The sequence below is a fragment of the Actinophytocola sp. genome, from assembly GCF_045807065.1.
GTDB lineage: Bacteria > Actinomycetota > Actinomycetes > Mycobacteriales > Pseudonocardiaceae > Actinophytocola.
In genome coordinates this window covers 12,339-36,977 of the sequence record NZ_JBJMIE010000042.1, presented here as the reverse complement: position 1 = coordinate 36,977, position 24,639 = coordinate 12,339, and the positions used below count along the sequence as shown (strand labels likewise).

The window sequence follows — 24,639 nt, the reverse complement described above, 5'->3', positions numbered from 1 at the left end:
ACCAACACCGGTCGACTCGACACCTGGCTTGAGCTGGGTCCGCCGACACGCGGACCCACGCTCAAGTTAGCGGCGGGGGTCGGCAGATGCGGTGGGAACGGCGGAGATCGTCACGTGCCCGTGACGGCCCGCACCTCCCGCTGCAGGATGTCCTGCAACGGCGCGTCGTCGCTGTTGCTGAGGACGACGCCGACCCAGCCGGTGTACGGGTAGATGTTCCAGCTGGCGGCGCTGCCGGGGTTGACGCCGGAGTGGCCGTTGGTGCCGGTGCCGGGGGCGGCCACGAGCGTCGCCTGCCGGGTCCACTGCTCGTTGTACTCGTGCACCTCCTCCCGGCTGTAGAAGACGCGTTGCAGGTCCTGCGGTCGGCGTGGCCAGGCTGTGCGTTCAGCAGCGGCGTGCCGGCCGCCACCACGCCGGCGGCCGCCAACCCGCCCCACCCGAGCAACCGCCGCCGGTCGACACCACGTACGGACTCCGACGAACTGACCGTCGATGCGCTGTGATCCATGCCCGCCACTGAAGACGCAACACCGTTGCACGCCGTATGCGATTCCGACATCCGCGATACACGGCTACGGGTGCACGGGGTCAACGCCAGGCGGTGACGGTGACGGGGTCGTTCGTGGCGATGTGGCCGGGGGTGAGGACGGTGGCCTTCAGGCCGAAGCTGACGCCGTCGGGTTCGCGGCGGTAGTCGGCGAGGGTGCGCAGCGGTTCGGGGCCGCGGCGGTGGCCGGTGGCCTGGTCGGTCATGGTCATCGCGCAGCGGATGGCCAGTTCGCTGAAGCCGACGCCGGTGGTGCCGATCGTCATGTGGTGCACGCGGTCCTCGGTGTGTGGGGCTGGCCAGCCGGTGATGACGATGTTGGGACGAAACCGGGTCATCGGCACCGCACTGGCGCCGCGGCGCTGAATGTGGGTGTTGAGCAGGTCCAAAGAGGACTCGGTGGTGATCGGCACCGTGGTGGGGTCGGGCCGGCGGGCACGCGCGGCCCTGGCGGGTTCACGGACGAGCCGAGCGGGCCTGCCCAGCACGTCACCGAGCCACCTCGCGACATCGTCACCCTGGTCGATGCCGGTACCCGGCCACTTCTCGACATCGAGCTTGACCAGAGTGTCGATCGCCTCGCGGCCGGAGTCCCCGCCGTCGTCCTCCCGGGAGAGCGCGTAGGCCTCGTCGATGAACAGCACGCCGCCCTTCGCGCTGTCGGACCGGTTCCTCGTCCTCGGCGTGTCATCGTGAACCCGCCTGATCTTCTCGACCAGCTCCCGGTCCCGGGCCGCACCAGCGGACTCGCGGCGGGTCTTGGCGGCATAGTAGGTCGACGGTGCGATCCCGGCAGGCGTGTGCTTGAGCGCCTCCAGGACCGGCTGGACACCGTGTTCCTCCCGCTGGGCGTCGACGAACTCGACCTTCATCGCGACGGACGGTCCAGCTCCGCCGCAAAGAAACTGGCCGCTGACTTCAAATCTGGTTCACACGCCGCAGCTCACGGTTCTCCCGCTCCAACTCGGCGATCCTGGCGGCCTCGGTCGAGGTCGTCCCCGACCGCACCCCGCCATCGGTCTCGGCCTACTTCACCCACGTCCGCAACGCCTCCGGATGCACACCCAACTGGTCCGAGATCCGTTTGATCGCCCCACCAGCAGACGCCGGATCCCGCCTGGCCTCGACCGCCAAACGCGTCACCCGCTCACGCAACTCATCCGGGTACTTCCGTGGTGCCGCCATAACTCCAGATCCTCCGGGTGTTCAATGTCTCCATCAAACCCGGGGCGGGACACTCGGCCACCTCAGTCTCCTGTCCGTCACGTATGAGGTTCAGCCGGGTCCATTGCCGGCGGAACTGCCTCAACCTAGCCGAACCCCTGTCAATGTGGGCTAGTCACGGGGATGATCGGCGCGGGTCGAGTCGGTGCCGACCGGCCAGAGGAAGGGGAACCAGGATGGGTAGGACGCCGCTGCGGCTGTACATGTCCATGTCGGTCGACGGGTACATCGCCGGGCCGGACGACCGGCCGGGCCAGGAGCTCGGCCGCGACGGAGGGCGGCTGTTCAACTGGCTCGACGACCGGATGTCCGAGGGGATCAACGGGCAGGTGTACGCCGAGGCCAGCTCGACCGGCGCCGTGATATCCGGACGCCGCACCTACGAGCTGGCCGGTCGATGGCACGGCGACCACCACGACGGCGTGCCGATCCACGTGCTCACCCACCACATCGACCCGGCCGACGAGCCACCGGGCAGCGTGAAGTACTACACCGACGTCAACGCGTGCGCCGACGAGGCCCGAGAAGCGGCGGGAGATCGAGCCGTGCTGGTCCACGGCGCGGGTGCGGCGCAGGCGTTGCTGGCGGCCAGCCAGCTCGACGAACTCGAACTGCACCTCGTCCCCGTACTGCTGGGTGACGGGCGGCGGCTGTTCGAGCCGACCGGACACGGCCACATCGAACTGGAGCTCGTCCGGCGGCTCGAAGGCCGCGACGCCACACATCTGCGTTACCGCATAGTCCATTGAGGAACCCGGCCATGACTGCCGCATTGCGGACGGTCGACGCTCAGTCGGTGGGCTGGGCCTTGGTCGTCGCCGCCGGTGCCAGGACGGCAAGGTCTGCCTCCGCGGCCGTGTACCGGTCCCTGAAGCCGAAGGCGCTGGGCGACGGCCCGTGCGCGCGCAGGAGTTCCAGCCGCTCGACCGCCTCCTCGACGGTGGGCACGTGGCCGGCCGGAACCCACCACATAACCTGGAACGCCGTCTTCGGCAGCTCGAACCACTCGGCGCGGCGCCGGAGCACGTCCAGGTGACCGCTGCGGTAGACGTAGTCCCACAGGCTCTCGCGGCTCTCCCAGACCGACATGTTCACGATGACGTCCGCGCCGAGTGAGGTCCGGATCGCGGTGGCGTCGTTGCCCCCGTCGCCGACCAGTCGCCACACGAACCCGGGCGACCGGTCGGCGACGCTGTTCAGGGTGTCCAGCATCGACGTGAAGCCGTGCGTGCGCGGGTCGTCCAGAGGGTGTCTCAGGGTGCCCACGTTGAGCTGGGCGAGGTGGTGTCCGCTCATGCCACTCACCTCACCATCCCGCACCTTCTAAGTCAATCGTCATTATTTTTAGAAGTCTCGACCGCGACACAACACATTCCAGGCCGCGGATCCATGCGGGCCCGCAGCCCTTCGGCGCCCTCGACAAGCCCCTCTAGCAGCGCCAGGTTCATGCCGCAGATCAGCGCGGGATGCCGCTCCGAGAGGACGTGGAACGGGCAGTTGACCAGGCGAAGGACGGCGCCGTCCGCCCGCGGCTCGTAGCCGCGCGCGGACAGCACGGCCCGCATCGCGTCGAGGTCCTCGATCGGTCCGGCGGCGGCCAGCGCGGCCCGCCCCTCCCGCGCGGCGGCGGCCCGCAACTCGTCGTCCAGCCGGGCGCAGTCCGCCACCTCGGCCAGCAGGTCGGCGGCGGTGCGGTAGTCCCGAGCGGGAACCGAGACGTGGTGTTCGGCGCCGGACCGGCGGTAGAGCTTGGCCGGCCGACCCGCGCCCGGACCCGAACGCCCGGTGAGCCGCCGGCTCTCGGTGACGAGCAACCCGGCGTCGACGAGCTTGTCGAGGTGGAACGCGGCGAGCGTCCGCTGGATCCCGGCACCCTCGGCGGCCTCGTTCCGGCTCACCTCGTGGTCCTGGGCAACCACGTACTCGTACAGCCGCCGCCGGACAGCGTCCTGCAGCACGACGATCGCCTCGATGTCCTCCATCCCACCATTCTAAGAACAACGCAGGCTTTCGTTAGAAACGGTCGCCAGAAACACCGCCTCGGCCCGGCAGCCCCAGGATGGCGTCAATGACGGTGTTCTGGCTGCTAGTGCCCCGCGGCCGGCGGTGGGTTGGGGTGCGGGTACTCGTGGATGAGGTCCCGGATGTCGTCGACCGGCTCGTCGGCCGCCGCCCATTTCGCTCGAATGCGGTCGAGGTAGGAGCGGACGGTGGGGATGGCGATGCCGAGGCGGCGCGCGGTGGCCGCGAGCGTACTACCGGTGCCGTAGAGGTAGAGGACGTGCAGCTCCTGGGTCGACAGCTCGGGCGGGTCGTCGTTGATGAGGGTCATCAGCTCGGTGGTCAGCGCCAGCTGTCCCTTGTGGACGGTGCGGATGGCGTCGGCGAGCTTGTCGGCTTCGTCGTCCTTGATGAGGTAGCCGGAGGCGCCCGCGCGGATGGTGGCGCGGACGTGGCGGCGGTCGCCGTGTACGGAGTGGACGAGGACGGCGATGCCGGTGGCGCGTAGCGCCGCGACGTTGGCCGCGGGGTTGCTGCCGTCCTCCAGTCGCAGGTCGAGCAGGACGACGTCCGCGTCGCCGGGAGTGGCCGCGAGGTAGTCGCCGACGGTGGTGGCGGTCTGGGTGAGGGTGATGTCGGTGGTGTCGGCGAGCAGCGCCTGGAGACCGGCGGGCACGAGCTTGTCGTTGTCGATCACGGCGATGCGGATCATGCCGGCCACCGCAGGTCGATGCGGGTGCCTTCACCTGGCTGGCTGTCCACGGCGGCCGACGCGCCGATCTCGCTCATCCGGTCGATGATCGAGTGCCGGATGCCGTACCCGATTTCTGTGGTCGCCGGGTCGAACCCCTTGCCCTGGTCGACGATCGCGACGGTCACGACCTCCCCACTGGCCATCGCGGTGAGGCGCGCACGGGTGGTGCCGGCGTGCGCGGCGACGTTGCTCAACGCCTCGGCACTGGCGAGGCGCAACGCCTCGACCACGGTGCTGGGGAGGTTGTCCGGCAGGTTGGTGAAGTGGTACTCCACCCGCAGCCCCAGTGCGGCGCTGCTGCTGCCGGCCTCCATGAGGGCCAGTGACAGGTCGGTGAGGGTGCCGCCGGTCTCGTCGGGGGCGGCCCCGCGCAGGATGTCGACGCTGACCGCGCACTGGCGTCGCACCGTAGGATCGGGATGTGCGGCGGGTCCAGGACCGGCGATCGCGGTCAGGATGCGCAGCGGCCCGTCGTGCAGGGCGCGGTAGCGGCGGACCTGCTCGCTGAAGTGCCTGGCGCGTTCCTCGGTGTGCGCGCGCTCGGCGGCGAGCCATTCCCGTGCCGTGATCACCTGCGTGGTGGCGACGTCCACCTGATGTGCCACCTGCCGCAACCGCTTGATGAACACCAGGCAGCACACGGCGAAGCCGACCTGCCAGCCGACCGTGCTGACCAGTGACGCGTCGTCCGCGCCGCTCTTGGAAAGCGGCGCCTGTCCGACGACGTAGGCGATTGCGAGCGCGGTGCAGCTGACCGCGGTGCCCCGCGCCGAACCGCTGACCAGCGCCACGGATGCCGCGACGCTGACCATGATCGGCTCCAGGTAGGAGTTGGACACGAGCGAGAAGGCCGTGTTGTCCACCGTCAGCGGCAGCATGATCATGGTGGCGACGGTGACCGCGACGTCCGCGACCATCACCTTGCCGGACACGGCCGCGCTGCGGAGCACCAGCGTGATCAGCACCGCGCTCCATGCGAACAGGGTCGCGTACACGGTGACGGCCAGCGCGACCCGCGCGTAGGCGTGGACTTGTACGGCACCGACGATGCTGATGGCGACCATCGCCAGTGTGGCCAACCGGGAAAGCACCACCACCGCCGCCACGATCCCGCGCACCTGCCGATGCAGGCTCACCACACCTGGCTCGCGTGCCGGCAGAGCTTCGCCCTCCGACATCGCCGACTCGGTACGGGTACTCATCCCCTCCAGCCTGGCATCGGCTCCCCGATGCGTCCATGCCGCACACGTGCGGCATGGACCGCGCACGCGAGACCACACCAGGATTCGATGCTGGAACTCATACCCAGGCGTCATTCGAAAACGCTGCTGAAGGGTCGAACAATGTTCATTCCTGCGCACAAAAAGCGCGGTTCGGGTGAGGAATGCACGAGAATGCCGCGAGCGCTGTCCGTGGCGACAGTGGGCGTGGTGTCGGTCGGCGCCGCGCTGGGTCTGCTGCCGTCGGCGTCCGCGGACCCGGTTTCTGCGCCGCCCCACAGTCTCGCCGTGACGGTCGACGTCGTCGGCGACTCCTACATGGCAGGCGACGGGGTCGGCGCCGACTACCTCGACCCGGCCGATCCACGCCACCGCTCCTCGGCCGCACCGACGTTGCAGGCGCTGTCCCGGGTGGCGAGTGACAACGTCCAGCTGAAGGTGGACGCGAACATCGTCGCGGCCTCCGGCGCCGAGATCGCCAACTTCTTCCAGGCACAGACCGGGCTGAACCACGTCGTCGTCAATCCGGCACAGCGCGACCAGGTCCGTCCCGACGCCCAGTTCGTCATCGTTGGCTTCGGCGGCGAGGACGCCCAGCTGGCGACGGTGATCGCGAACGCGAGGCGCACCGCCGGCGGGCCGAACGCGTCGCTGGACAAGGTCGTCCACGACCTCGGTCCGTTGCTGGACACCGGCGCGTCGGACGAGGAGTACGTCGAGCAGGCGAAGTCGTCGCCGATGGGGCAGGCGCCGACCCTGGTGTCGCGGATGCTGCAGGTGGTGGCCGGCGTCCGGGCCAGGGCACCGCATGCCACGATCGTGGTCACCAACTACCCGCTGGCCGTGGACCCGCAGAACCCGCACGCCGCGAGCACGATCGGTGAGGACGACCTGACCACCGTGCGGAAGTTCGGCTACGACCTGAACAAGGCGATCGACCGGGCCGTGCGGATCTGCCAGTGCGCGTCCCTTGTGGACATGTCCGGCGCGGTGGCGGGCCACGAGGCGTACACCACCGACTCGGCGTTCAACGAGCAGCTCACCCAGGCCGGTCTACCGGCACCGCAGGCACAGTTCCAGCCCAACGAGAAGGGCGCGTCCCTGATCGCCAACCCGATCGCGGACACCATCGCCCAGCTGCTCTCGGTCACCGCACCGGCGCCGAGTGACGGGCGGATGACCACGCCGGACAACATCGACGTGCGGAGCGGCGCGTCCGACCGGGATGGCGACCGGGTGTCCGACGCCGAGGACCGGGCGCCCGACGACCCGTCCCGTTCCCAGGACGCCCCCGCGCCGGGCGACAGGCGGTCACGCCCGCCCGTCGCGGTCGACGTCGAGGGACTTCGCGACACGCGGCCGGCCCACCCCAGCCGCGGTGGGGACGACGAGCCCCCGCGCATGGAGCGCGTCGACTACCAGGTTCCGGCGCGCGAGGACACCCTCGTCGTCGGCCCTGTGGCCCTGTCGGTGGAACCCGCCGCGGCACCGCCCGAGCCCGGTGGCCCGGACGCCGGCGAGGACGTGGCTGTCCAGGAAGACGCCGCCACGCCCATGATGGCCTCGCTGGACGGTTCGGCCGTCGACGGGCCCGTCACCGCCGACGGCATGATGACCCTCGCGGCTGCTGACATGCCCACCACGCCCCCGGCCATCTACGGTCCTTCCGTTCCCGGTCCTGGCGACACGGTCGCTTCCCGACCGTCCAAGGCACAACAGACGCCGCCCATGCCCACCCCCAGCCCGATCCGCGGGTATGACATCGGCGAGACGCCGATCCCGGAGTTCAGTCTTCCCGGCTACTTCGGGGACGTCCCGAACAGGGAAAACACCATGCGGCAGCTGGACGCCGCCGACTATCTCACCCAGTTCGTGCCGAACAACGATCCCGTCACCGTCGACACCGCCGGCACCCTCACGGCCGCGGGGAAGGCCGGGAAGGGTGGGGAGAAGTCGAACCAGTCGGCCAAGGCCGTCAGGGACGCCGAGAACGGCACGGCCGAGTTCGAGGTGACCAGTCGGGACGGAACCACCTACGAGATCCCCGGGGGCTTCGCGCGGTACTCGAACCAGGACGCGGACCGGACGAGCGCCAAGGTGGGACCGCAGTCGCTCGAGCTCGGCAACAAGATCCCCAACTTCAGCAACATGCAACCGGGTGACTCGATCACGCGCACGCCCGCCGGCAAGGTCACCGAGTACGGCGTGGGACGGCCGGTGGGCAAGTTCGCCGAGGTCAGCGTCGGCAAGGGCTATGAGGGGCCGCAACTGACCTACACCGTGAAGGCGCTGGGCGACGGGCTCTACAGCCTCACTTACGGTCAGGCCGACTCCGCACGCACCCGCTTCACCGGTCAGGCCTCGTGGATGGCGAACACGGTCGGCAACAACGTCGACTCGACGGAGACCAACCTCCACGGCACCGAGGTCGTGTACGACGCCAAGACGCCGGAGGGACTGAACGCCCTCCGGACAGCCCGCGAAAGCCTCGAGAACCAACAGGTTCCAGTCCAGGAGCCGGGCACGTACTACACCGACGTCAGCTCGAACAAGCTGGAGGGCGTCAGCTACGCGGGCGACAGGGTCTCCGGGAAGAGCATTCCCGGCCTGCCCGAGGGCGAGGCCAAGGGCGCGGTCAGCCGGACCGGGGTCGTCACCACGAACTACACGCTCATGAAGTCGGTGGACGGTGACCCCAGCCACGCCGAGCCGGTCGGCTACACGAAGACGGAGATCAGCCGGCTGGGCACCGGTGGTCCCTTCGGAGACGTCTCGGTCCAGTACGGAGGCCACACGATCTTCGGTGGCGAGTCGGTCCCCGTCGACGCGACGATTCGTAGCGTCAAGGACAGTGGCGTGAACGTCAACGAGGTGTCGTTCCGGGCTCTCGGCCAGAACTACACCCTGTCCCAGGGCGACATGATCCAGCGGGCGCGGGACCTGGCCGAGACCGACCCGGACACCGTGGCGAACAACCGAGTCCTCAGTGACCTCGCGGACCGCATCGGGGTCCAGGCGGCCATGACGAATCCGCCCAACTCCCTGAACCTGCCGGGTTTCGCCCTCACCAACAAGGACATCAACGACGCCCTCGTGGCGTTGGTGACCCCGCCGGTCCCCGAGCGCAACCCGTTCGCACCGCCGCCCGACCCGGAGCGCAACCCGTTCGCACCGCCACCGCTGCCCGAGCGCCGGGCGGACGACCTGACGCTCGACCCCGAGCAGCAGACGGCACTGGCCGATGTCGACCCCGATATGGACACCGAGACACCGTCCGAGCTGAGTGCCGAGGCTCCCACCCCCGACGACACCTACGACGACGGGTATGCCCCGACCCGGGACTACAGCACGGAAACCACCGACACCGTGGTGAGTCCCGAGGCCCCTGCGACCACGACCGACACCCTCGGCGGGTACGCGCCGACCGGCGACTACAGCACCGATACCGACACCACGACTACCAGTTCCGACAGCGAACCCGCCTCCAGCGACAGCGCGGCGACCTCCTCGATGGACGGAGACACCTCGACCAGCTATGGCGGCGACACGTCGTCGACCAGCAGCGAAAGCAGCAGCATGTCCAGCGACAGCAGCGGTATGTCCAGCAGTACGTCCAGCGACAGCAGCACGTCCAGCGACGGCGGCGGCTTCTGACCTCTTGTCCCGAAGGGATCGGCGCCCACCGGATGCCGATCCCTTCGGGAAGGGCATGGCGACAGGCGTCAGGATCCGCGCACCAGCGGCGACGATGGAGGCGCTAGCCGACCATCGGCGGCAGCGGACGTCCGCTGCGAGACGGGGTTATGGTTCTCACGTGGTCTGCTCGGCCAGCGCGACGAAGATGCCCGCGGGCCGCGCAGATAGGCGAGCCGGTAGCTGTTCTCGTACGACACCACCTCGCCGACGAGTTCGGCGCCGCGTGGTTTGAGGCGGTCGATGACGTCCTCGATGTCGTGGACGGCGAACATGACGCGGTGCATGCCCAGCGCGTTCACCGGGGGTGGGCTCGGCGCCACCTGGGCTCGCCGGCGTGTGATCCGGTTGGAGGGGCGCCAGCTCTCGGTCTAGTCCAGCACGGCCCGAAGTTCGGCCGCGAAGCGCGCGGGGTTGTCGACGAACCCGGTGTGCCCGCCGCTGAACATGGTGGGCTCGATCCCCAGCTCGAGGGCCAGCGCCCGGGACGTGCGGTCGCACAGCTGTCCGGCCGAGTCCTTGCCGATGCCCACGACGACGCGTGGGCTCGCCGCCCGCAGCGCGGACAGGTCGGGCCGCCAGGCGATGGTGGCCCGCATCTCGTGTGCGAACCAGCGCCGCTCGTCGGCCACCTGCTGGGCGTCCCGGTCCGGCCGGGACATCATGTCCAGCACGCCGTCGGGCAGCTGGATGCTCGCCGTGACCATGAACTTCGCCCAGGCGCCGCGAACGTCGCCGCCCAGGTAGGTGGCGATCGTGTCGTCGGTGGCCGCGAGCAACGCCTCGCGGTCGGGCAGCAGCTGGGCCAGCGGCGGCTCGTGGGCGATGACGGTGTGCACCCGTTCGGGGTGCGCCTGGGCCAGCGCGAGCGCGGTGACCGCGCCACCACTGGAGCCCAGCACCGCGGCCGGACCGGCGTCGACATGGGCCAACAGCAGGGACAGGTCGCCGGCACGCAGGTCGGGCGTGGACTCGGCGGTCGGGTCGTCCAGCGGGCTGCGGTTGATGCCGCGCGGGTCGGTGGTGAGCACCGTGTGGTCGGCGGCCAGCGACTCGGCCAGCGGCGCGAACGCGGCGGCGTCCATGGGGCTGCCAACGAGCGCCACCAGGGGGCCGGCGCCGCGGAGTTCGTAGTGCAGCCGTACTCCCGGCACGGCAAGGCTGCTGGCGGTGGACATCATGGGTGGCTCCCCTCGAAGTGACTGTACTGAACGGTACAGGTCAGTTTTGATGTACGCAACAGTACAGTTATGCTGGTGGTCATGGTCGCCACCGGAACCGAGCCGCCCTCGGGCAAGCGAGCCGAACGCAGCCGCCGGGCCATCGTGGCCGCCGCGCGGGCGGAGTTCCTGCGAGACGGGTTCGACGCGAGCATGGACACGATCGCCGCGCGCGCCGGCGTGTCCAAGGTGACGGTGTACAACCACTTCGGCAGCAAGGAAGACCTGTTCACGGCGGTCATCGGCGAACTGGGCGACGAGACCAGCGCCCTCACCATGGACGCCGCCACCGCGGTCCTGACCGACGCCACCGACCTGCGCGCGGCACTCACCGAGGCCGCCCGGTCGCTGATCGCCAGCGTCACCAGGCCGGACGTCCTGGCCATGCGCAACCTCATGTCGGGCGAATTGCGCCGGTTCCCCGACCTCGGCCGCACCTGGGAACGGCGTGGCCCAGCACGGTTCGCGGGCTACTTCGCCGACTGGCTACGCGACCAGACCGCACACGGCCGCCTGGAAGTGCCCGACCCGGAGGTGGCCACGATCCAGTTCTACGCGCTCACCGTGTACCCGCACCTGGTGGCGGCCTCCTTCGGCGACACACTGCCCGGCGACCTGGCCGACCGGCTGACCACCGGCGCCGTGGACACGTTCCTCGCCCGATACGAACCCCGCTGACGGTCCACATCGGACCAGACTTGTTCCCGCGACCACTCTCGCACCGTTCGCACTCCATAGCAACTGGACCGCGGCCTGATCCACTGATGGGAAAACGGCGCCGAGACACACGAGAACTGTCCATAGTGGACCTCGCTATCGTGAGGAACTGATCGAGATCCACCGCCAGGACGAAGCGGAAAACGGGACCGAGCCTCCTCCGTCCCGCTGGGCAGGTGCGACGCTCAGCAGGTGCGACACTCCCGAGGAACCCAGATGGTGAAGGTGACACTGCCAGCCGAACCGGCTGCGTCCGTCGCGGTGACCGTCACGGTGTAGCGGCCGGCCGTCGCGATCCCGGAGATCAGGCCCGTCGACGGGTTGATGTTCAGCCGTGTGCTCAGCCCGGCCGCCGCCCACGTGTACGGCGAGGCACCGCCAGTCGCGGTCATCTGAAGCTGCACCGAATCGAACTCGACGAGCCTCTGGTTACCCGGATTCACCACGGCCACCGCACTCGCCATGGTGATCTGCGGTGTCGTCTGAGCGGCGGCCGGGGCGGTCGCCAGAGCGAGCGCGGCGACAAGGGCCATGGCGAATCCGGCTAACCGGCGGATCACGGAAAGTCTGTCCATGACGGCTATCTTGGGCCGCCCCGACCGGCACCAACACCATTCAGACCGTGTTTGCGTTGTACGGCCTAGCAAAATGAGCCGGACGGCTCCACCCCCAGCAACGAACCGCGAGGACGTGCACTGGCCAGCGAGGTCGGCGGTGACAGTCCTGGCTCGGTTGAGGGCGCGTTATCGCTTGTCCACGGTGGGGACGGGCAGCGGTCGGCGTGGGACCGGCTCGGATACGACGATCGACGTGGTGGTCTGGCCGAACATCAGGAACCGATCGAGTATTTCTTCGAGTTGGCTGATTGACGGGCCGTGCATCTTGAGTAGGAAGCAGTCCTCGCCGGTGATGCGGGAGCACTCCACCACCTGTGGCGTGTCTCGGGCCGCTGCCGCGATCTTGGGGAGTTGACCGGGGCCGGGGCGGATGCGCACCAGCGCCGTCACGGGCATGCCCAGGGCGGCCGGGTCGACCTCCATCCGGAAGCCGGTGATCACACCGGTGCGTTCCAGGCGTTGTACACGCTCAGTTACCGCGGGGGCCGACATGCCGACGCGGCGGGCCAGTTCGGACATCGACAGCCGCGGGTTCTCGTGCAGTTCGTTCAGCAGTCGCACGTTCACCTCGTCCAGCAGCCGGGACCGCTCGGGGAAGGAATCTTGGCCGGTTGGCCTTGAAGTTCCAGGCAACTCAGGCCTTCTTCCTGGATAGTGCCATTCCGGCCTCGGGGTATTGCTTTGGAAGATACTCCGCATGACGACACCGTCCGGGATCGCGTCTCGGATGCCGGCGCCGGTCTACTTCGGCGTCAGCGCGGTCTTCCACTACCTCGGGCCGGCCTTCGCCGTGTTGCTGTTCGCCCGCGTGGACGTGCTCGGCGTGGCCTGGCTGCGGATCGCCAGTGCCGCCGTGGTGTTCGCGGTGTGGCGCAGGCCCTGGCGGCTGGTCCGGCGTCTCGCACCGCGCCAGCGCCGCGTGTTGCTCGGGCTCGGGGTGGTGCTCGCGGTCATGAACACCACGTTCTACCTCGCCATCGACCGGCTGCCGCTCGCGACCGTCGGGGCCATCGAGTTCCTCGGCACGATCGTGCTCGCTGCGGTCGGGGTGCGCAACGCCCGCAACCTGATCGCCCTCGTGCTCGCCGTGGGTGGGGTGGTCGCGTTGACCGATCTCCAACTCGCCGGTGCGGCGCTCGGCTTCGTCTTCGCGTTCGTCAACTGCGCGCTGTTCATGCTCTACGTGGTCCTCGGCCACCGGATCGCCAACACCGGCGCCGGCATCGACCAGTTGGGCGCCGCGATGCTGGTCGCCGCGGTGGTCGCGACACCGTTCTCCGTCACCGCCGCCGCGCCGGCCTTCATCAGCCCGGCGGCGCTGCTGGCCGGGGTGGGCGTGGGCATCTGCTCGTCAGTCATCCCCTACGTGACCGACCAACTCGCCATGGCCCGGTTGCGCCGGGACACCTTCGCGCTGATGCTGACCATCCTGCCGGCGGTCGCGACGGTGATCGGGATCGTCGTGCTCACCCAGGTGCCCACCATCCGGGAGCTGACCGGCATCGCGCTGATCGCCACAGGCGTCGCCGTGCACCAGGAACCCCAGGGAGAAGAGGAAAACTGATGGACTACACCCGGTTGGGCACCTCCGGCCTCGCCGTGTCCCGCATCTGCCTCGGCATGATGAGCTACGGCAGCCCCACCAAGCGGGACTGGATCCTCGGCGAGGACGCCGCGGAGCCGATCGTCCGCCACGCCGTCGAGGCGGGCGTGACGTTCTTCGACACCGCGGACATGTACTCCGACGGAGCCAGCGAGGTGATCACCGGCCGGTTGCTCGCCAAGCTGTTCCCCCGCCGCGACGACTACGTCCTGGCCACCAAGGTCTACTTCCCAGTGGGGCCCGGTCTGAACGACAAGGGCTTGTCCCGCAAGCACATCATGGCCGCCATCGACGCCTCGCTCGACCGGCTGGGCGTCGACCACGTCGACCTGTACCAGATCCACCGCTGGGACCCCGAGACCCCGATCGAGGAGACCATGAACGCCCTCGACGACGTGGTCTCCGCCGGGAAGGCCAGGTACATCGGCGCGTCGAGCATGTACGCCTGGCAGTTCGCCAAGGCACAGCACGTCGCCGATACCCACGGCTGGACCAGGTTCGTGTCGATGCAGAACCACTACAACCTCGTCTACCGCGAGGAGGAACGGGAGATGATCCCCCTCTGCCTCGACCAGGGTGTCGGCCTCATCCCGTGGAGCCCGCTGGCACGCGGACTGCTCACCGGCACCCGCGGACGCGGCGGCGCACAGACCACCGTGCGGTCCGGCTCCGACCCCGTCGCCGACAACCTGTACACCGACGACGACTTCGACGTGGTCGACGCGGTGCGCACGGTCGCCGCCCAGCGCGACCTGCCGCCGGCGCGGATCGCCCTGGCCTGGCTACTCGGCCGGCCAGGGGTGAGCGCACCGATCATCGGCGCAACCAGAACAGAACACCTGACGGACGCGATCGCCGCGGTCCATACGGGACTGACCGAGGACGAGGTGGCCACGCTGCACGCACCGTACCGACCGCACGCCGTGCTCGGCCACCATTGACTGTTCGCCGGGGCGGACGGACTCGTGGGAGCGGTTCGCGCTATTTGACGCTTCCCGCGAGTAGGCCGCTCACGATGTAGCGGTTGAGGGTGAACCCGATGACGGCGGGTACGGCGATCGCGATTACGCCCGCGGCGCTGAGCAGCGTCGTCGGTACCACGTGTTGTCCTTGCAGTGCCTGCACGACGACGGTCAGCGGTTGGGTGGACAGGTCGGTGGAGAGCACCAGTGGGAAGAGGAACTGCGTCCACGAGAACAGGAACGTGATGATGGCCGTCGAGATGATGCCGGGGCGGGCCAGCGGTAGGAGCACGTGCCAGAAGACCTGCATCCGGTGTGCGCCGTCGACGAGGCCCGCTTCCTCCAGGGAGGCGGGCAGGCTCTGCAGGTAGTTGTACATGATCCAGGTCGCCAGCGGGAGGAAGCCGGAGACGTACACCAGGACGATGCCGGTGTAGGTGTTGACGAGGCTGAACTCGGTGAGGATCTGGTACAGGGGTATCAACGTCGTGTAGGCGGGGAAGGCCATCGTCGCCAGGGTCGCGTAGAACAACACGTTGCGGCCCTTGAACTTCATGCGTGCGAACGCGTACGCGGCAAGGGTGGACAGCACGACCGTGATGATGGTCGCGGCGGCGCACTCGACGACGATGTTGACCGCGGAGGCGCGGATCTGGCCGGGCACGGGGCCGGATCCGCTGAGCAGTGCCTCGTAGTTCTTCAGCGTCGGATTGGGTGGCAGGTAGTGCGCCGGTTTGCTGCCGAGGTCTGCCTCGGACTGCAGGCTGATGTTGATCGTCCAGTAGATCGGGACGAGCGACCACAGCAGGATGAACGCGATCCCGAACCACCGCAGCCGGATCCGCGCGCGCATCAGTACTCCACCCGTCGGTACACGAGCTTCACCGCGCCGAGGGACAGCACCAGCGTGGCCACGGTGACGAGCAGTGACAACGCATATCCTTCGCCGAAGTTCAGGTTCTGGAAGCTGACGAGGTAGGTCTGGATCATCACCGACGACGCGGTCGACGCGGCGCCGTTGAGCACGTACGGCTGGTCGAAGACGTTGAGTGTGGTGATCACCGCCTGCACCATCGCGATCGCGATGCCCGGCCGGGCCAGCGGCAGCGTGATCCGCCGGAACGCCTGCGGGCCCGAACAGCCGTCGAGCCGGGCGGACTCGTACAGGTCGCCGGGGATGTTCTGCAGCGCGGCCAGCACCAGCAGCGCCGACAGCGGCGTTATCTGCCACACCTGCACGATCTCGATCAGGAAGATCGTCAGCCACCGGTGCTGGCCGAGGAAGACCTGGTAGTGGTCGATCAGGTGCAGGGAGGTGAGCACGCTGTTGAGCAGTCCGGTGTTCGCGTCCCAGATCCCGGTCCACACGATGCCTTCCACGACACCGGGCAGCGCCCACGGCAGCACCAGGATCGCGATGAGCACCGAGCGCCCGGCGAAGCGGTGCTGGAGGGTGACCGCCATCGCGATGCCGAGGATGGTGGACAACGCCGTCCCGATCACGACGTAGCCGAGCGTGTTGACGACGGTGGTGCGCAGCAGCGGATCTCCGAAGATCTGCCGGAAGTTGCCGAGGCCGAAGAACCGGGTCGGCGGGTCGAGGGTGTCGACCTTGAAGAACGACTCCACGACCGTGAAACCCGCCGGCACCAGCGCCAGGCCGACGATGAACAGCGCCAGCGGCGCGACCAGCACGTACGGCAGGAGATCGAACCGGCGACGGCGTTTTCGCTGCCTCGGGCTGGGCTCGCTGGTCGTCACCGGCCTGGTCGGGAGCCGGGTACTGGTCACTGGCCGCTCGCCAGCCGGTCCGTGGTGCCGGCGATGGTCTTGATCGCTGTGTCGACCGACATCGCGCCCGTCGCGGCCGCGTGCAGGTTCGTGTAGACGGCGGTGGAGAACTCCGGGTACCACTTCGGTGCGCCGCCGGGGAACACCGGCCGGGCCTGGTCCTTCAGCAGCGAGGCGAGCGTGTCCCCGCCGATGATGTTGCCGTTCTTGTTGAGCTGCTCGACCGCGCTGAGGCGGGACGGCATGTTGTAACTCTTCCACGCCTTGTCCGGCCCGTTCAGGCCCGCGAAGTCGGCCTGGTTCTCCGCCGAGGTGAACCATTCGATGAACTTCGCCGCGGCCTTCGGGTACTTGGCGTTCACGGGGATGCCGATGCCGTCGGGGTTACTCATGTTCGGCCCCGGTCCGCTCACCCCGGGCGTCGGCAGGTAGCCGACCTGATGGACCACCGTCGAGGATTCCGGCACGTCGTACAGGCTGCCGACGTTGCCGGAGTAGTCGCCGAACACGCTGGCCGTCTGCCCGTGCGCCATCAGGGTCTGCTGTCCCTGGCTGTCGGTCACGTTGATGTTGCCTGGCGCGACGAGGCCCTGCTTCAGCGCGTCGACCATCCACTGTGCCGCCTTGTACCCCGCGGAACCTCGGCTGGCGAACTGCGGCTTGCCCTTCTCGTCCAGTACCTTGCCGCCGAACGCCGCGGTGGTCTGGTACCAGTAGGTGGACAGGCCCTCGGCCGCCGCGAACGGGATGTTCAGCGGGTACTGGACGGCGCCCTTTGCCTTGATCTGCTTCAGATCCTGTGTGTACTGGGCGATCGTCGTCGGCATCGACGTGACGCCGGCGTCGGCGAACATCTTCTTGTTGACCGTGGCCACGAGGAACGACGCGTCGTACGGGATGCCGACGACGTGGCCGTCGGTCGTGAACGACGACAGCTGCGGCATGTCCGAGGTCAGCTTCTTGGTGTCGAGGTATTTCTCCATGGGATAGAACCAGTTGAGCTTGCCCAGCTGGCCCACCCGCGACCAGTCGACGTCGGTCGCGTCGGCGAAGTAGGTCTTCGCGGTGGCGGCCGCCGCGATCTTCGTCTGCAGGCTGTCCCAGTCGAGGTTCGTCCAGTTCACCTTGATGCCGGTGGACTTCGTGAACGCCTCCAGCGCCGCCTGGGGCGGCGACGCGGCTCCCAGGGTGACGTTGATCGTGACGCCGGTCGTCTCCTGGGACGCGCCGCTGTCGCCGCCCCCGCACGCGGTGCCCAGCAGGGCGAGGCTGGACAGGACGGCGATGCCGGCGGTCAGCCGGACGTTCCTTCGCGGCGAGAACATGAGCGACGCCTCTCACAACTGGGACTGGCCGGGCCGGCGAACTCCGAGCATTTCGATCAGAAAACGCGCAAATATTTGCGCGTTACATGATCGGTCCGAATGTTGAACTGGACTATGGCACGCGTTCATCGGCTGGTCAACAGAGCGAAGTCCGATACTTCCGCTTTGTTGGGGTTAAGACCGGGTAACGCTCTCCTGTGCGCAAATTGCGCGCAGGACGGGGAAGCTATGCGCACTCTGCTTGTTCGTGCGATACCCTCGGCGCCATGCGGCGCAACCAACGTCTCAACCAGATCCTGTCCACTGTGGTCGCGCACGGGTCGTTGGAGGTTCCGGAGCTCGCCGAGATGTTCGACGTGTCGCATGCGACCATCCGGCGCGATCTCGAGCTGCTCGAACAGCAGCGGCTGGTCAGCCGGACCCGGGGCGGCGCGACGATCCACGCCGCGTTCAACGACCTGCCGCTGAGCTACAAGACCACGCAGGACCTTACCGAGAAGCGCAAGATCGCGCACGAGGCACGCAAGCACCTGGCCGGCGCCAGGGTCATCGGGGTGACCGGCGGCACCACGGTCACCGAGTTCGCGCGGCTGCTGCTGGAACACGAGGGGCTCACCGTCGTCACCAACGCCCTCAACGTCGCGCTGCACCTGCTGGACAACCCGCGGCTGCGGGTGTTCTCGGCGGGTGGGGAGATCCGCAGCAGCAGCCAGGAGGCGGTCGGCCACTCCGCCGAGACCTTCCTGTCCGAGTACAACCTCGACGTCGCGTTCGTCGGCGTGGACGGGGTCGACGCCGAGGCCGGCTGCACGAACTACGACCCGGCGGGATCGCGTGCGAACGGGGTGATGCGCAGCCGCGCGCGGCGGACCATCGTGCTGGCCGACGCCACGAAGATCGGCCGGGTCGCGCTCGCGCGGGTGTGCGAGATGGGCGAGGTGGACCTGCTGATCACCGACGACCGCGCCGACGAGGCCAAGATCGGCGCGATTCGGGCGCTCGGCTGCGAGGTCACGCTCGTCTGAGGTACGCATGATCAAACGCGCAGTAAACGGCGTAGAAGTTGCGCGTTTGAGTCGAGTCGTTGTTTGCTTCGTGCAGTCGGTGTCATAGTGCGAGCATGACCAAGGTGGCGTTCATCGGCGCGGGCAGCGTCGAGTTCACCCGCAACGTCGTCACCGACCTGTGCGGGTTCACTGCGCTGCACGGCCAGCTGGACCTGATGTTGCACGACATCGACGAGGAGCGGCTCGGGTACGCGGAAGCGTTGGTACGGCGGATAAACCAGCAGACCGGCGCGGGTGCCCGCGTCGGCTCGAGCCTCGACCGGCAGGCCGCGGTCGAGGGCGCGGACTACGTCATCAACGAGATCCAGGTCGGCGGCTACCGGGCCACGCGGACCGACTTCGACATCCCCGCGCGTTACGGCGTCCGCCAGACCATCTCGGACACCATCGGTGTCGGCGGCGTCTTCCGTGGCCTGCGCACGATCCCGGTGCTGATGGCGATCGGTGAGGACCTGGCGAAGGTCGCGCCGGACGCGTACCTGCTGAACTACAGCAACCCGATGGCGATGCTGCCGTGGGCGGTCTACGCCGGGACGCCGTTCGCCCGGGTCGTCGGGATGTGCCACTCGGTCCGGGACACGCACCGGTTCCTCGCCGGGGTCGCCGGCCTGCCGGTGTCCGAAGTGGACTTCCTGACCGCCGGCTTCAACCACCAGGCGTTCGTGCTTCGCTTCGAGCACGACGGAACCGACCTGTATCCCCGACTTCACGCCGCGATCGACGCCGATCCCCAGCTGCGGCGCAGGGTCCGGGTCGAGATCTTCCGCCGCTTCGGCTACTTCCCCACCGAGTCCAGCGAGCACGGCGCGGAGTACGTGCCCTGGTTCATGCGCCACGACGACGAGATCGAGCACTTCCGCATCCCGGTCGGGGAGTACCTGCGCCGGTCCGAGCGCAACCTCGACGAGTACGGCGAGACCCGCAGGGAGCTGGAGAGCGGCGGCCCGCTCACGCTGACACCGACCTCGGAGCTCGCGTCGGAGTTCATCCACGCGCACCAGACCGGTGCCGCGCGGGAGATCTACCTCAACGTCCGCAACGACGGGCTGATCAGCAACCTGCCGGCGGAATGCTGTGTGGAGGTACCGGCCGTCGTCGACGCGTCGGGGCCGCACCCGCAGCCGGTCGGCGCACTGCCACCGCAGCTGGCGGCCCTCAACCGCACGTTCCTCAACGTCGTCGAGCTGACGGTACGCGCCGTACTGGACGGCGACCGCCGGCACGTGCACCAAGCGGTACTACTCGACCCGAACGCCGCCGCCGTGCTGACCACCCGCCAGGCCGAGGCGATGTGCGACGAGCTGTTGGCGGCGCACGGTGAGCTCATCCCGGCCGCGTTGCGCCAGCCGAGACGTCCACCGTGCTGACCGTTGCCGTCTCGCGGCGGCGCCGATCTGCCCGGCCCGGTCTCGTGTGAGCGCGTTCACTCGCCCGAGTCAGTGGTTGGCGCCTCGGAAACCTGGTTGGGCGGCCAGCACCAGTGCGAGGAAGGTGATCGCGACGCCGGTGAACGTGGCGGGTGAGGGCTGCCGGCCGGGGGTGAGTGCGTCGAGCACGACCGCGCCGAGCAGTTGGCCGGTGACGCTGGCCAGGCCGAAGACCAGAACACCGATGTGCCGCACGGCGATCGTGGCGACCGCGATGACGCCGATACCGATCACTCCGGCCAGGTAGAGCAGCGGTTCCGTCGGGAGGCGGCCGGGTGGGCCCCCGCGGAACACGACCCGCACGGTCAGGGCGAGGGTGAGTGAGACGGCGGCAACCGTGAAGTTGATCAGCGTGGGCGGCCACGGAGACCTCGCGACCGCGCCGACCCGCCCGTTCAGTCCTGACTGGACCGCGATCGCGATCCCGCCGATTAGTGGCAGCACGACCAGTGCCAGGGATCCGGAGCCGTCCCACGCTCCGTGCCCGGCGATCGCGACCGCCACCACACACACCCCGGCCCCTGCCGTCCGCGCCATCGTGATCGGCCGCGGACCGCTGGGGCCGCCGCTCCAGAAACGGTCGACGACCAGACCACCGACGGCCGTGCCGCCCACGACGGCGACAGTGAACACGGCGACCCCGACGGCTCCGACGCTGATTCCCTGGCCGGCCACGAACACCGCGCCGCAGACACCGCCGGCCAGGTGGTACCAGCGCAACTCGCCGGTGCGCACTGCCGTGCGGATCAGATCCAGCCCGCGTCGGCCGGCCGGGAGCAGCGGGACAACCACCAGCAGCAGGACGAGCCCGACCGTCGTCGACGCCAGTGTCGCCGCGATACCGTCGCCCACCCACGAACCGAGCTCCCCGTTCAACCGGGCCTGCACCGCCAGCCCGACGCCAGCGGTCACCGCCCCCACAACAGGGACAACGCCGCGTGCCGTCGACGACTCCGGCCCCACCAACTCATCACGCCCGGTCACTGGTCCCACGGTGACAGCCCCGACCCCCGTCCGAGCCGACATGTCACGAACACCACAGACCCGTCCCAGGCCGACAGTCACACGCCGGCTCGTGCGGTGCCTCAGTGGGTGAGTATCGCCGGGTCACTCAGGCCTGGCTTGCCGTTCTCGACGTGGCCTGCGAACCGGCGGCGGAACGTCCTGTCCTTGTCGCACGTCACGGTCACGTCGTACCAGCGGTCGGTGCGGTCCAGGTCGACCGTGTGCGTGAGCGTCGCGTTGCGGTGCAGGGTGAACGTCCGCTGTCCGCCGTACGCGCTGGTGACGGTCAGACTCACCGTCGTGGTCGACGGGTTGTGCAGGGTCAGGGTCAGGGCCTCCCGGCCGCCGTTGTGCCGGGCGGTCACCTCGGCCACCGGCGCCGCGCCCGCGAACGTGCGCAGGAAACCGTTGGGCCCGAACACGGTCAGGTCGTACGCACCGGTCCACGTGTCCGTGACCGTCTTGCCCGCCTCGGTGGTGTACGTCCACGGGCCGTCCGTGCGGTTCGCGGCCGTGACGTGGAACGCGCCGCCCGCCGCCGGGCCGGTGCCGAAGGTCAGCGTCAGTGCCGACCGCTGCACGTGGGCGTCCACGAACGGCTGGTACTGGAGGGGTCTGGTGTGGCGCCGGCCGCGTTCCTGCACCGGCAGCTTCGGGTCGGCGGGCACCGGCGGCACGTAGTCGGGGTGGCGGTCGCGGTCGGGTGGCTCGTACCCGCCGGTGCCGGGCAGTCGCGCGGGCCGCGGATCGGCCTGCGCGAAGTCGAACGCCGAGGTCAGGTCACCGCAGACGGTACGGCGCCACGGCGAGATGTTCGGCTCGTGCACGCCGAAGCGTTCTTCCATGAAGCGGATGACCGACGTGTGGTCGAACGTCTCCGAGCAGACGAAACCGCCCTTGCTCCACGGCGACACGACCAGCATCGGCACCCGCTGCCCCAGCCCGTACGCGCCGGGCACGCGGCTCGCGTCGCCGGGATAGAGGTCGAGGCCCACGTCGACGGTCGACCTGCCCTGCGCGGGTGAGAGCGGCGGCATCGGCGGGACGACGTGGTCGAAGAAGCCGTCGTTCTCGTCGTAGGTGATGAACAGGGCCGTCCTGCTCCACACGTCCGGGTTGCTGGTCAACGCGTCGAGCACGCGCGCGACATACCAGGCGCCGTAGTTCGCCGGCCAGTTCGGGTGTTCGGTGAACGCCTCCGGCGCGGCGATCCAGGAGATCCGCGGCAGCCGGTTCGCGCGCACGTCCGCTTCGAGGATGTCGAAGAAACCCTGGCCCGACTTGGCGTTGGTGCCGGTGCGCGCCTTGTCGTAGAGCGGGTTCCCCGGCCGCGCGGTGCGGTACTGGTTGAAGTACAGCAGCGAGTTGTCGCCGTAGTTGCCGATGTAGGCGTCGTTCGTCCAGCCCCAGGAACCGGCGGCGTCCAGGCCGTCCCCGACGTCCTGGTAGATCTTCCACGACACGCCCGCGCGCTCGAGGCGCTCGGGGTAGGTGGTCCAGCCGTAGCCGGCTTCGTCGTTGCCGAGCACCGGTCCCCCGCCCGTGCCGTCGTTGCCGGTGTAGCCGGTCCAGAGGTAGTAGCGGTTCGGGTCGGTGGAGCCGATGAACGAGCAGTGGTAGGCGTCGCAGACGGTGAAGGCGTCGGCGAGCGCGTAGTGGAACGGGATGTCCTCGCGGGTCAGGTACGCCATGGTGGTCGGCGTCTTGGCCGGGATCCACTGGTCGTACCTACCGCCGTTGAGCGCGCGGTGGCCGCCCTGCCAGTCGTGGTTGAGGTCCTGGATGAACTGCAGGCCGAGGTCGTCGGCGGCCGGGCGGAACGGCAGGACGTCCCTGGTGCCGTCGGACTGGTGCCACACCGACCTGCCGTTCGGCAGCGACACCGGGCGCGGGTCGCCGAAGCCGCGGACACCGCGCAGCGCGCCGAAGTAGTGATCGAACGACCGGTTCTCCTGCATCAGGACCACGATGTGCTCGACGTCGCGGATGGTGCCGGTGCGGCGGTGGGCCGGCAGGGCGGCGGCCGCGGCTATGCTGTCCGATAAGGCGGTGAATGTCGCGGTCGCGCCGGCCAGTTGCAGGAACCTGCGGCGGTTGAGTCCCGTGGTCTCTGACATGGGGCAACATCAGCAGCCCTCGGTGACGGGCCCGTGGCCGGCGGACGAACCTCTGTCGCTGCCGATGCCAACAAACGTCCTCAGCGGACCCGGTCGACCTCGATCGTGAGCAGCACTCGCGTACCGCCGCGCCCGAACGAGTAGGGCTTGCCGGTGTACCGGTGTGACAGCTTCTCGATGTGCTCGGCGGCACCGTCCGTGGAGATGCCGACGACCCGGCCACGGACGTCGAAGTAGCGCACCGGCCGGTCCGGATCGGCGATGTTGAGCGCCACCCTCGGGTCCCGCCGCACGTTCTTGATCTTCTGGAACCCCTCGACGGTATTCACGAGGATGTGCGTGCCGTCGGTGTCGACCCAGGTCTCGGTCAGCTGGGGCGCGCCGTCGGGCATGACCGTCGCGACGAAGCAGAGGGCGCGGTTCCGCAACAGGTCGAGCAGTTCCTCGGGAAGGTCCACGGCTTGATCGTCCTCCAGGCGCCGCCGCCGCGCCGATCGAGGTCGCGTCCGTCACGGTTCGGGTAGGTGGGTCCACACCTTCTTCGCGACCGCGGTCGCGGCCTGGTCCCGGACGACACGATCACCGCGCAGCCCGGGTTAGCCGACGCGCACCCGGTTGCCGTCCCCGGCGGGCCGCCACAGGAAGACCGAAAGTCTCTGGTGGCGGGCAGGTGTCATCACACGACGATGTCACAGGGAACCGCACGTGACCGCCGGCCATCACAGGTCGCGTGGAGAGCAAGACGCCCAGCCAGGTTGTCAGGTCCTGGTGGTTCCGCGGCCTGGCGGTGCTCACTGCGGTGGGTATCGCGGTGGGGATCTGGTCCCTGGCCACGCCGTCGCTACCCAGTCAGCATGAGGCCGAGCAGGACGTGGCGTCGGGCGTCGGGCGGGAAGAGCACACGACGGTCACCGCCCACTGCACCGTGCCCGACGACTCCGGCTACACCTGTCGCCTGCGCGACGCGGCCGGCCGCTACGGCTACTCAAGCACGTTCTTCCACGACGAGCGCCGGGCGAACAACAGCCGCATCACCACGCGGTACGGCATGACCACCTGGAGCTTCCCGCTGAACGCCGACGGGACGGGTACGACGACGCTGGACGCGGCCCCGCCCCGCGACCTCAAGTCCGCCATCTTCGGCGTGCTGATGATGGTCAGCGGCGCGACCGGCCAACCGGACGCGTACAGCCTGTACGGCGCGATCGACTGCGGTGACTACGTGACCAGGGAGGCCACGGCGTGCACCGTGCGCGCCCCGGTGCTGTCGGCCACGGTGCGGGTGGTCGACGGCTACGAGTACGAGCTCACCTACCGTGTGGCGTTGCCGAGATCGTGATCTGGGC

The 24,639-nt window shown here is 69.0% G+C and carries 25 protein-coding genes and 1 other annotated feature; of the genes, 8 read left to right on the top strand and 17 right to left on the bottom strand.

Translation table 11 applies throughout. From position 1 onward, the window contains the following. Window positions 1-110: 110 nt before the first annotated feature. From ACJ73U_RS02500 to ACJ73U_RS02490, 3 genes are all read right to left on the bottom strand, one after another. Window positions 111-440: a hypothetical protein gene (locus ACJ73U_RS02500; protein ID WP_407775848.1), complete on the bottom strand. Its 330-nt coding sequence runs from the start codon at window positions 438-440 to the stop codon at window positions 111-113. A gap of 151 nt (window positions 441-591) precedes the next feature. Beyond that, window positions 592-1,422, bottom strand: coding sequence for an MOSC domain-containing protein (locus tag ACJ73U_RS02495; RefSeq protein ID WP_407775847.1), 831 nt, complete (start codon window positions 1,420-1,422; stop codon window positions 592-594). Further along, window positions 1,330-1,461, bottom strand: a sequence feature (AL1L pseudoknot). (Overlaps the previous gene by 93 nt.) A gap of 115 nt (window positions 1,462-1,576) precedes the next feature. Beyond that, window positions 1,577-1,735, bottom strand: a complete 159-nt coding sequence (locus tag ACJ73U_RS02490) for a transposase (protein ID WP_407775846.1) — start codon at window positions 1,733-1,735, stop codon at window positions 1,577-1,579. Between the two features lie 215 nt (window positions 1,736-1,950). On the opposite strand from ACJ73U_RS02490, the gene ACJ73U_RS02485 reads away from it, so the two are divergent. Next, window positions 1,951-2,523, top strand: coding sequence for a dihydrofolate reductase family protein (locus ACJ73U_RS02485; protein WP_407775845.1), 573 nt, complete (start codon window positions 1,951-1,953; stop codon window positions 2,521-2,523). Window positions 2,524-2,563: 40 nt separating this feature from the next. On the opposite strand, the gene ACJ73U_RS02480 is transcribed toward ACJ73U_RS02485, so the two are convergent. From ACJ73U_RS02480 to ACJ73U_RS02465, 4 genes are all read right to left on the bottom strand, one after another. After that, on the bottom strand, window positions 2,564-3,070 hold the full coding sequence (locus ACJ73U_RS02480) for a DUF3291 domain-containing protein (protein ID WP_407775844.1): 507 nt from the start codon (window positions 3,068-3,070) through the stop codon (window positions 2,564-2,566). A 32-nt stretch (window positions 3,071-3,102) separates the two neighbouring features. After that, complete coding sequence (locus tag ACJ73U_RS02475) at window positions 3,103-3,756, bottom strand: helix-turn-helix transcriptional regulator (RefSeq protein ID WP_407775843.1); 654 nt, start codon at window positions 3,754-3,756, stop codon at window positions 3,103-3,105. A gap of 104 nt (window positions 3,757-3,860) precedes the next feature. After that, window positions 3,861-4,487 carry a response regulator gene (locus ACJ73U_RS02470; RefSeq protein ID WP_407775842.1) on the bottom strand — a complete coding sequence of 209 codons (627 nt, stop codon included), beginning with the start codon at window positions 4,485-4,487 and terminating at the stop codon, window positions 3,861-3,863. Further along, window positions 4,484-5,731 carry a sensor histidine kinase gene (locus ACJ73U_RS02465; RefSeq protein WP_407775841.1) on the bottom strand — a complete coding sequence of 416 codons (1,248 nt, stop codon included), beginning with the start codon at window positions 5,729-5,731 and terminating at the stop codon, window positions 4,484-4,486. Before ACJ73U_RS02465 ends, ACJ73U_RS02470 begins: the two co-directional genes overlap by 4 nt. 192 nt (window positions 5,732-5,923) lie before the next feature. On the opposite strand from ACJ73U_RS02465, the gene ACJ73U_RS02460 reads away from it, so the two are divergent. Next, window positions 5,924-9,403 carry a hypothetical protein gene (locus ACJ73U_RS02460; RefSeq protein ID WP_407775840.1) on the top strand — a complete coding sequence of 1,160 codons (3,480 nt, stop codon included), beginning with the start codon at window positions 5,924-5,926 and terminating at the stop codon, window positions 9,401-9,403. Window positions 9,404-9,471: 68 nt separating this feature from the next. Here ACJ73U_RS02460 and ACJ73U_RS02455 read toward each other — a convergent pair whose 3' ends face one another. Together ACJ73U_RS02455 and ACJ73U_RS02450 are read right to left on the bottom strand one after the other, a co-directional pair. Continuing rightward, on the bottom strand, window positions 9,472-9,744 hold the full coding sequence (locus ACJ73U_RS02455) for a hypothetical protein (protein ID WP_407775839.1): 273 nt from the start codon (window positions 9,742-9,744) through the stop codon (window positions 9,472-9,474). 69 nt (window positions 9,745-9,813) lie between these two features. Further along, entirely contained in the window at window positions 9,814-10,623 is an 810-nt protein-coding gene (locus tag ACJ73U_RS02450; RefSeq protein WP_407775838.1) for an alpha/beta fold hydrolase, read from the bottom strand. An 81-nt stretch (window positions 10,624-10,704) separates the two neighbouring features. On the opposite strand from ACJ73U_RS02450, the gene ACJ73U_RS02445 reads away from it, so the two are divergent. Beyond that, window positions 10,705-11,340, top strand: a complete 636-nt coding sequence (locus ACJ73U_RS02445; protein ID WP_407775837.1) for a TetR/AcrR family transcriptional regulator — start codon at window positions 10,705-10,707, stop codon at window positions 11,338-11,340. A 224-nt stretch (window positions 11,341-11,564) separates the two neighbouring features. Here the strand turns inward: ACJ73U_RS02445 and ACJ73U_RS02440 are convergent, their stop codons facing one another. Further along, window positions 11,565-11,954, bottom strand: a complete 390-nt coding sequence (locus ACJ73U_RS02440) for an Ig domain-containing protein (RefSeq protein ID WP_407775836.1) — start codon at window positions 11,952-11,954, stop codon at window positions 11,565-11,567. Window positions 11,955-12,122: 168 nt separating this feature from the next. Then, window positions 12,123-12,695, bottom strand: coding sequence for an Lrp/AsnC family transcriptional regulator (locus ACJ73U_RS02435; protein ID WP_407775835.1), 573 nt, complete (start codon window positions 12,693-12,695; stop codon window positions 12,123-12,125). Between ACJ73U_RS02435 and ACJ73U_RS02430 the strand changes: the two genes are divergently transcribed. Both ACJ73U_RS02430 and ACJ73U_RS02425 read left to right on the top strand, forming a co-directional pair. After that, complete coding sequence (locus ACJ73U_RS02430; RefSeq protein ID WP_407775834.1) at window positions 12,694-13,560, top strand: EamA family transporter; 867 nt, start codon at window positions 12,694-12,696, stop codon at window positions 13,558-13,560. The two genes, ACJ73U_RS02435 and ACJ73U_RS02430, sit on opposite strands and share 2 nt — an antisense overlap. Then, window positions 13,560-14,540 carry an aldo/keto reductase gene (locus tag ACJ73U_RS02425; RefSeq protein ID WP_407775833.1) on the top strand — a complete coding sequence of 327 codons (981 nt, stop codon included), beginning with the start codon at window positions 13,560-13,562 and terminating at the stop codon, window positions 14,538-14,540. Before ACJ73U_RS02430 ends, ACJ73U_RS02425 begins: the two co-directional genes overlap by 1 nt. A 40-nt stretch (window positions 14,541-14,580) precedes the next feature. Here ACJ73U_RS02425 and ACJ73U_RS02420 read toward each other — a convergent pair whose 3' ends face one another. The 3 genes from ACJ73U_RS02420 to ACJ73U_RS02410 are packed head-to-tail and all read right to left on the bottom strand — an operon-like array spanning window position 14,581 to window position 17,677. Then, window positions 14,581-15,414: a carbohydrate ABC transporter permease gene (locus ACJ73U_RS02420; RefSeq protein ID WP_407775832.1), complete on the bottom strand. Its 834-nt coding sequence runs from the start codon at window positions 15,412-15,414 to the stop codon at window positions 14,581-14,583. Beyond that, window positions 15,414-16,352 (bottom strand): carbohydrate ABC transporter permease, encoded by a 939-nt coding sequence (locus ACJ73U_RS02415; protein ID WP_407775831.1) that lies wholly within the window; start codon window positions 16,350-16,352, stop codon window positions 15,414-15,416. Before ACJ73U_RS02415 ends, ACJ73U_RS02420 begins: the two co-directional genes overlap by 1 nt. Then, complete coding sequence (locus ACJ73U_RS02410; RefSeq protein ID WP_407775830.1) at window positions 16,349-17,677, bottom strand: ABC transporter substrate-binding protein; 1,329 nt, start codon at window positions 17,675-17,677, stop codon at window positions 16,349-16,351. The genes ACJ73U_RS02415 and ACJ73U_RS02410 overlap by 4 nt, the downstream gene beginning before the upstream one ends. Before the next feature lie 266 nt (window positions 17,678-17,943). Between ACJ73U_RS02410 and ACJ73U_RS02405 the strand changes: the two genes are divergently transcribed. Next, complete coding sequence (locus tag ACJ73U_RS02405) at window positions 17,944-18,702, top strand: DeoR/GlpR family DNA-binding transcription regulator (RefSeq protein ID WP_407775829.1); 759 nt, start codon at window positions 17,944-17,946, stop codon at window positions 18,700-18,702. A gap of 95 nt (window positions 18,703-18,797) precedes the next feature. Beyond that, window positions 18,798-20,111, top strand: a complete 1,314-nt coding sequence (locus ACJ73U_RS02400; RefSeq protein WP_407775828.1) for an alpha-glucosidase/alpha-galactosidase — start codon at window positions 18,798-18,800, stop codon at window positions 20,109-20,111. A gap of 69 nt (window positions 20,112-20,180) precedes the next feature. On the opposite strand, the gene ACJ73U_RS02395 is transcribed toward ACJ73U_RS02400, so the two are convergent. From ACJ73U_RS02395 to ACJ73U_RS02385, 3 genes are all read right to left on the bottom strand, one after another. Beyond that, on the bottom strand, window positions 20,181-21,083 hold the full coding sequence (locus tag ACJ73U_RS02395; RefSeq protein WP_407775827.1) for a DMT family transporter: 903 nt from the start codon (window positions 21,081-21,083) through the stop codon (window positions 20,181-20,183). 173 nt (window positions 21,084-21,256) lie between these two features. After that, window positions 21,257-23,293, bottom strand: a complete 2,037-nt coding sequence (locus ACJ73U_RS02390; RefSeq protein ID WP_407775826.1) for a phosphocholine-specific phospholipase C — start codon at window positions 23,291-23,293, stop codon at window positions 21,257-21,259. 80 nt (window positions 23,294-23,373) lie between these two features. Continuing rightward, window positions 23,374-23,751, bottom strand: coding sequence for a TIGR03618 family F420-dependent PPOX class oxidoreductase (locus ACJ73U_RS02385; protein WP_407775825.1), 378 nt, complete (start codon window positions 23,749-23,751; stop codon window positions 23,374-23,376). A gap of 272 nt (window positions 23,752-24,023) precedes the next feature. Between ACJ73U_RS02385 and ACJ73U_RS02380 the strand changes: the two genes are divergently transcribed. Then, window positions 24,024-24,632, top strand: coding sequence for a hypothetical protein (locus tag ACJ73U_RS02380; protein ID WP_407775824.1), 609 nt, complete (start codon window positions 24,024-24,026; stop codon window positions 24,630-24,632). The last annotated feature ends 7 nt before the right edge of the window (window positions 24,633-24,639 follow it).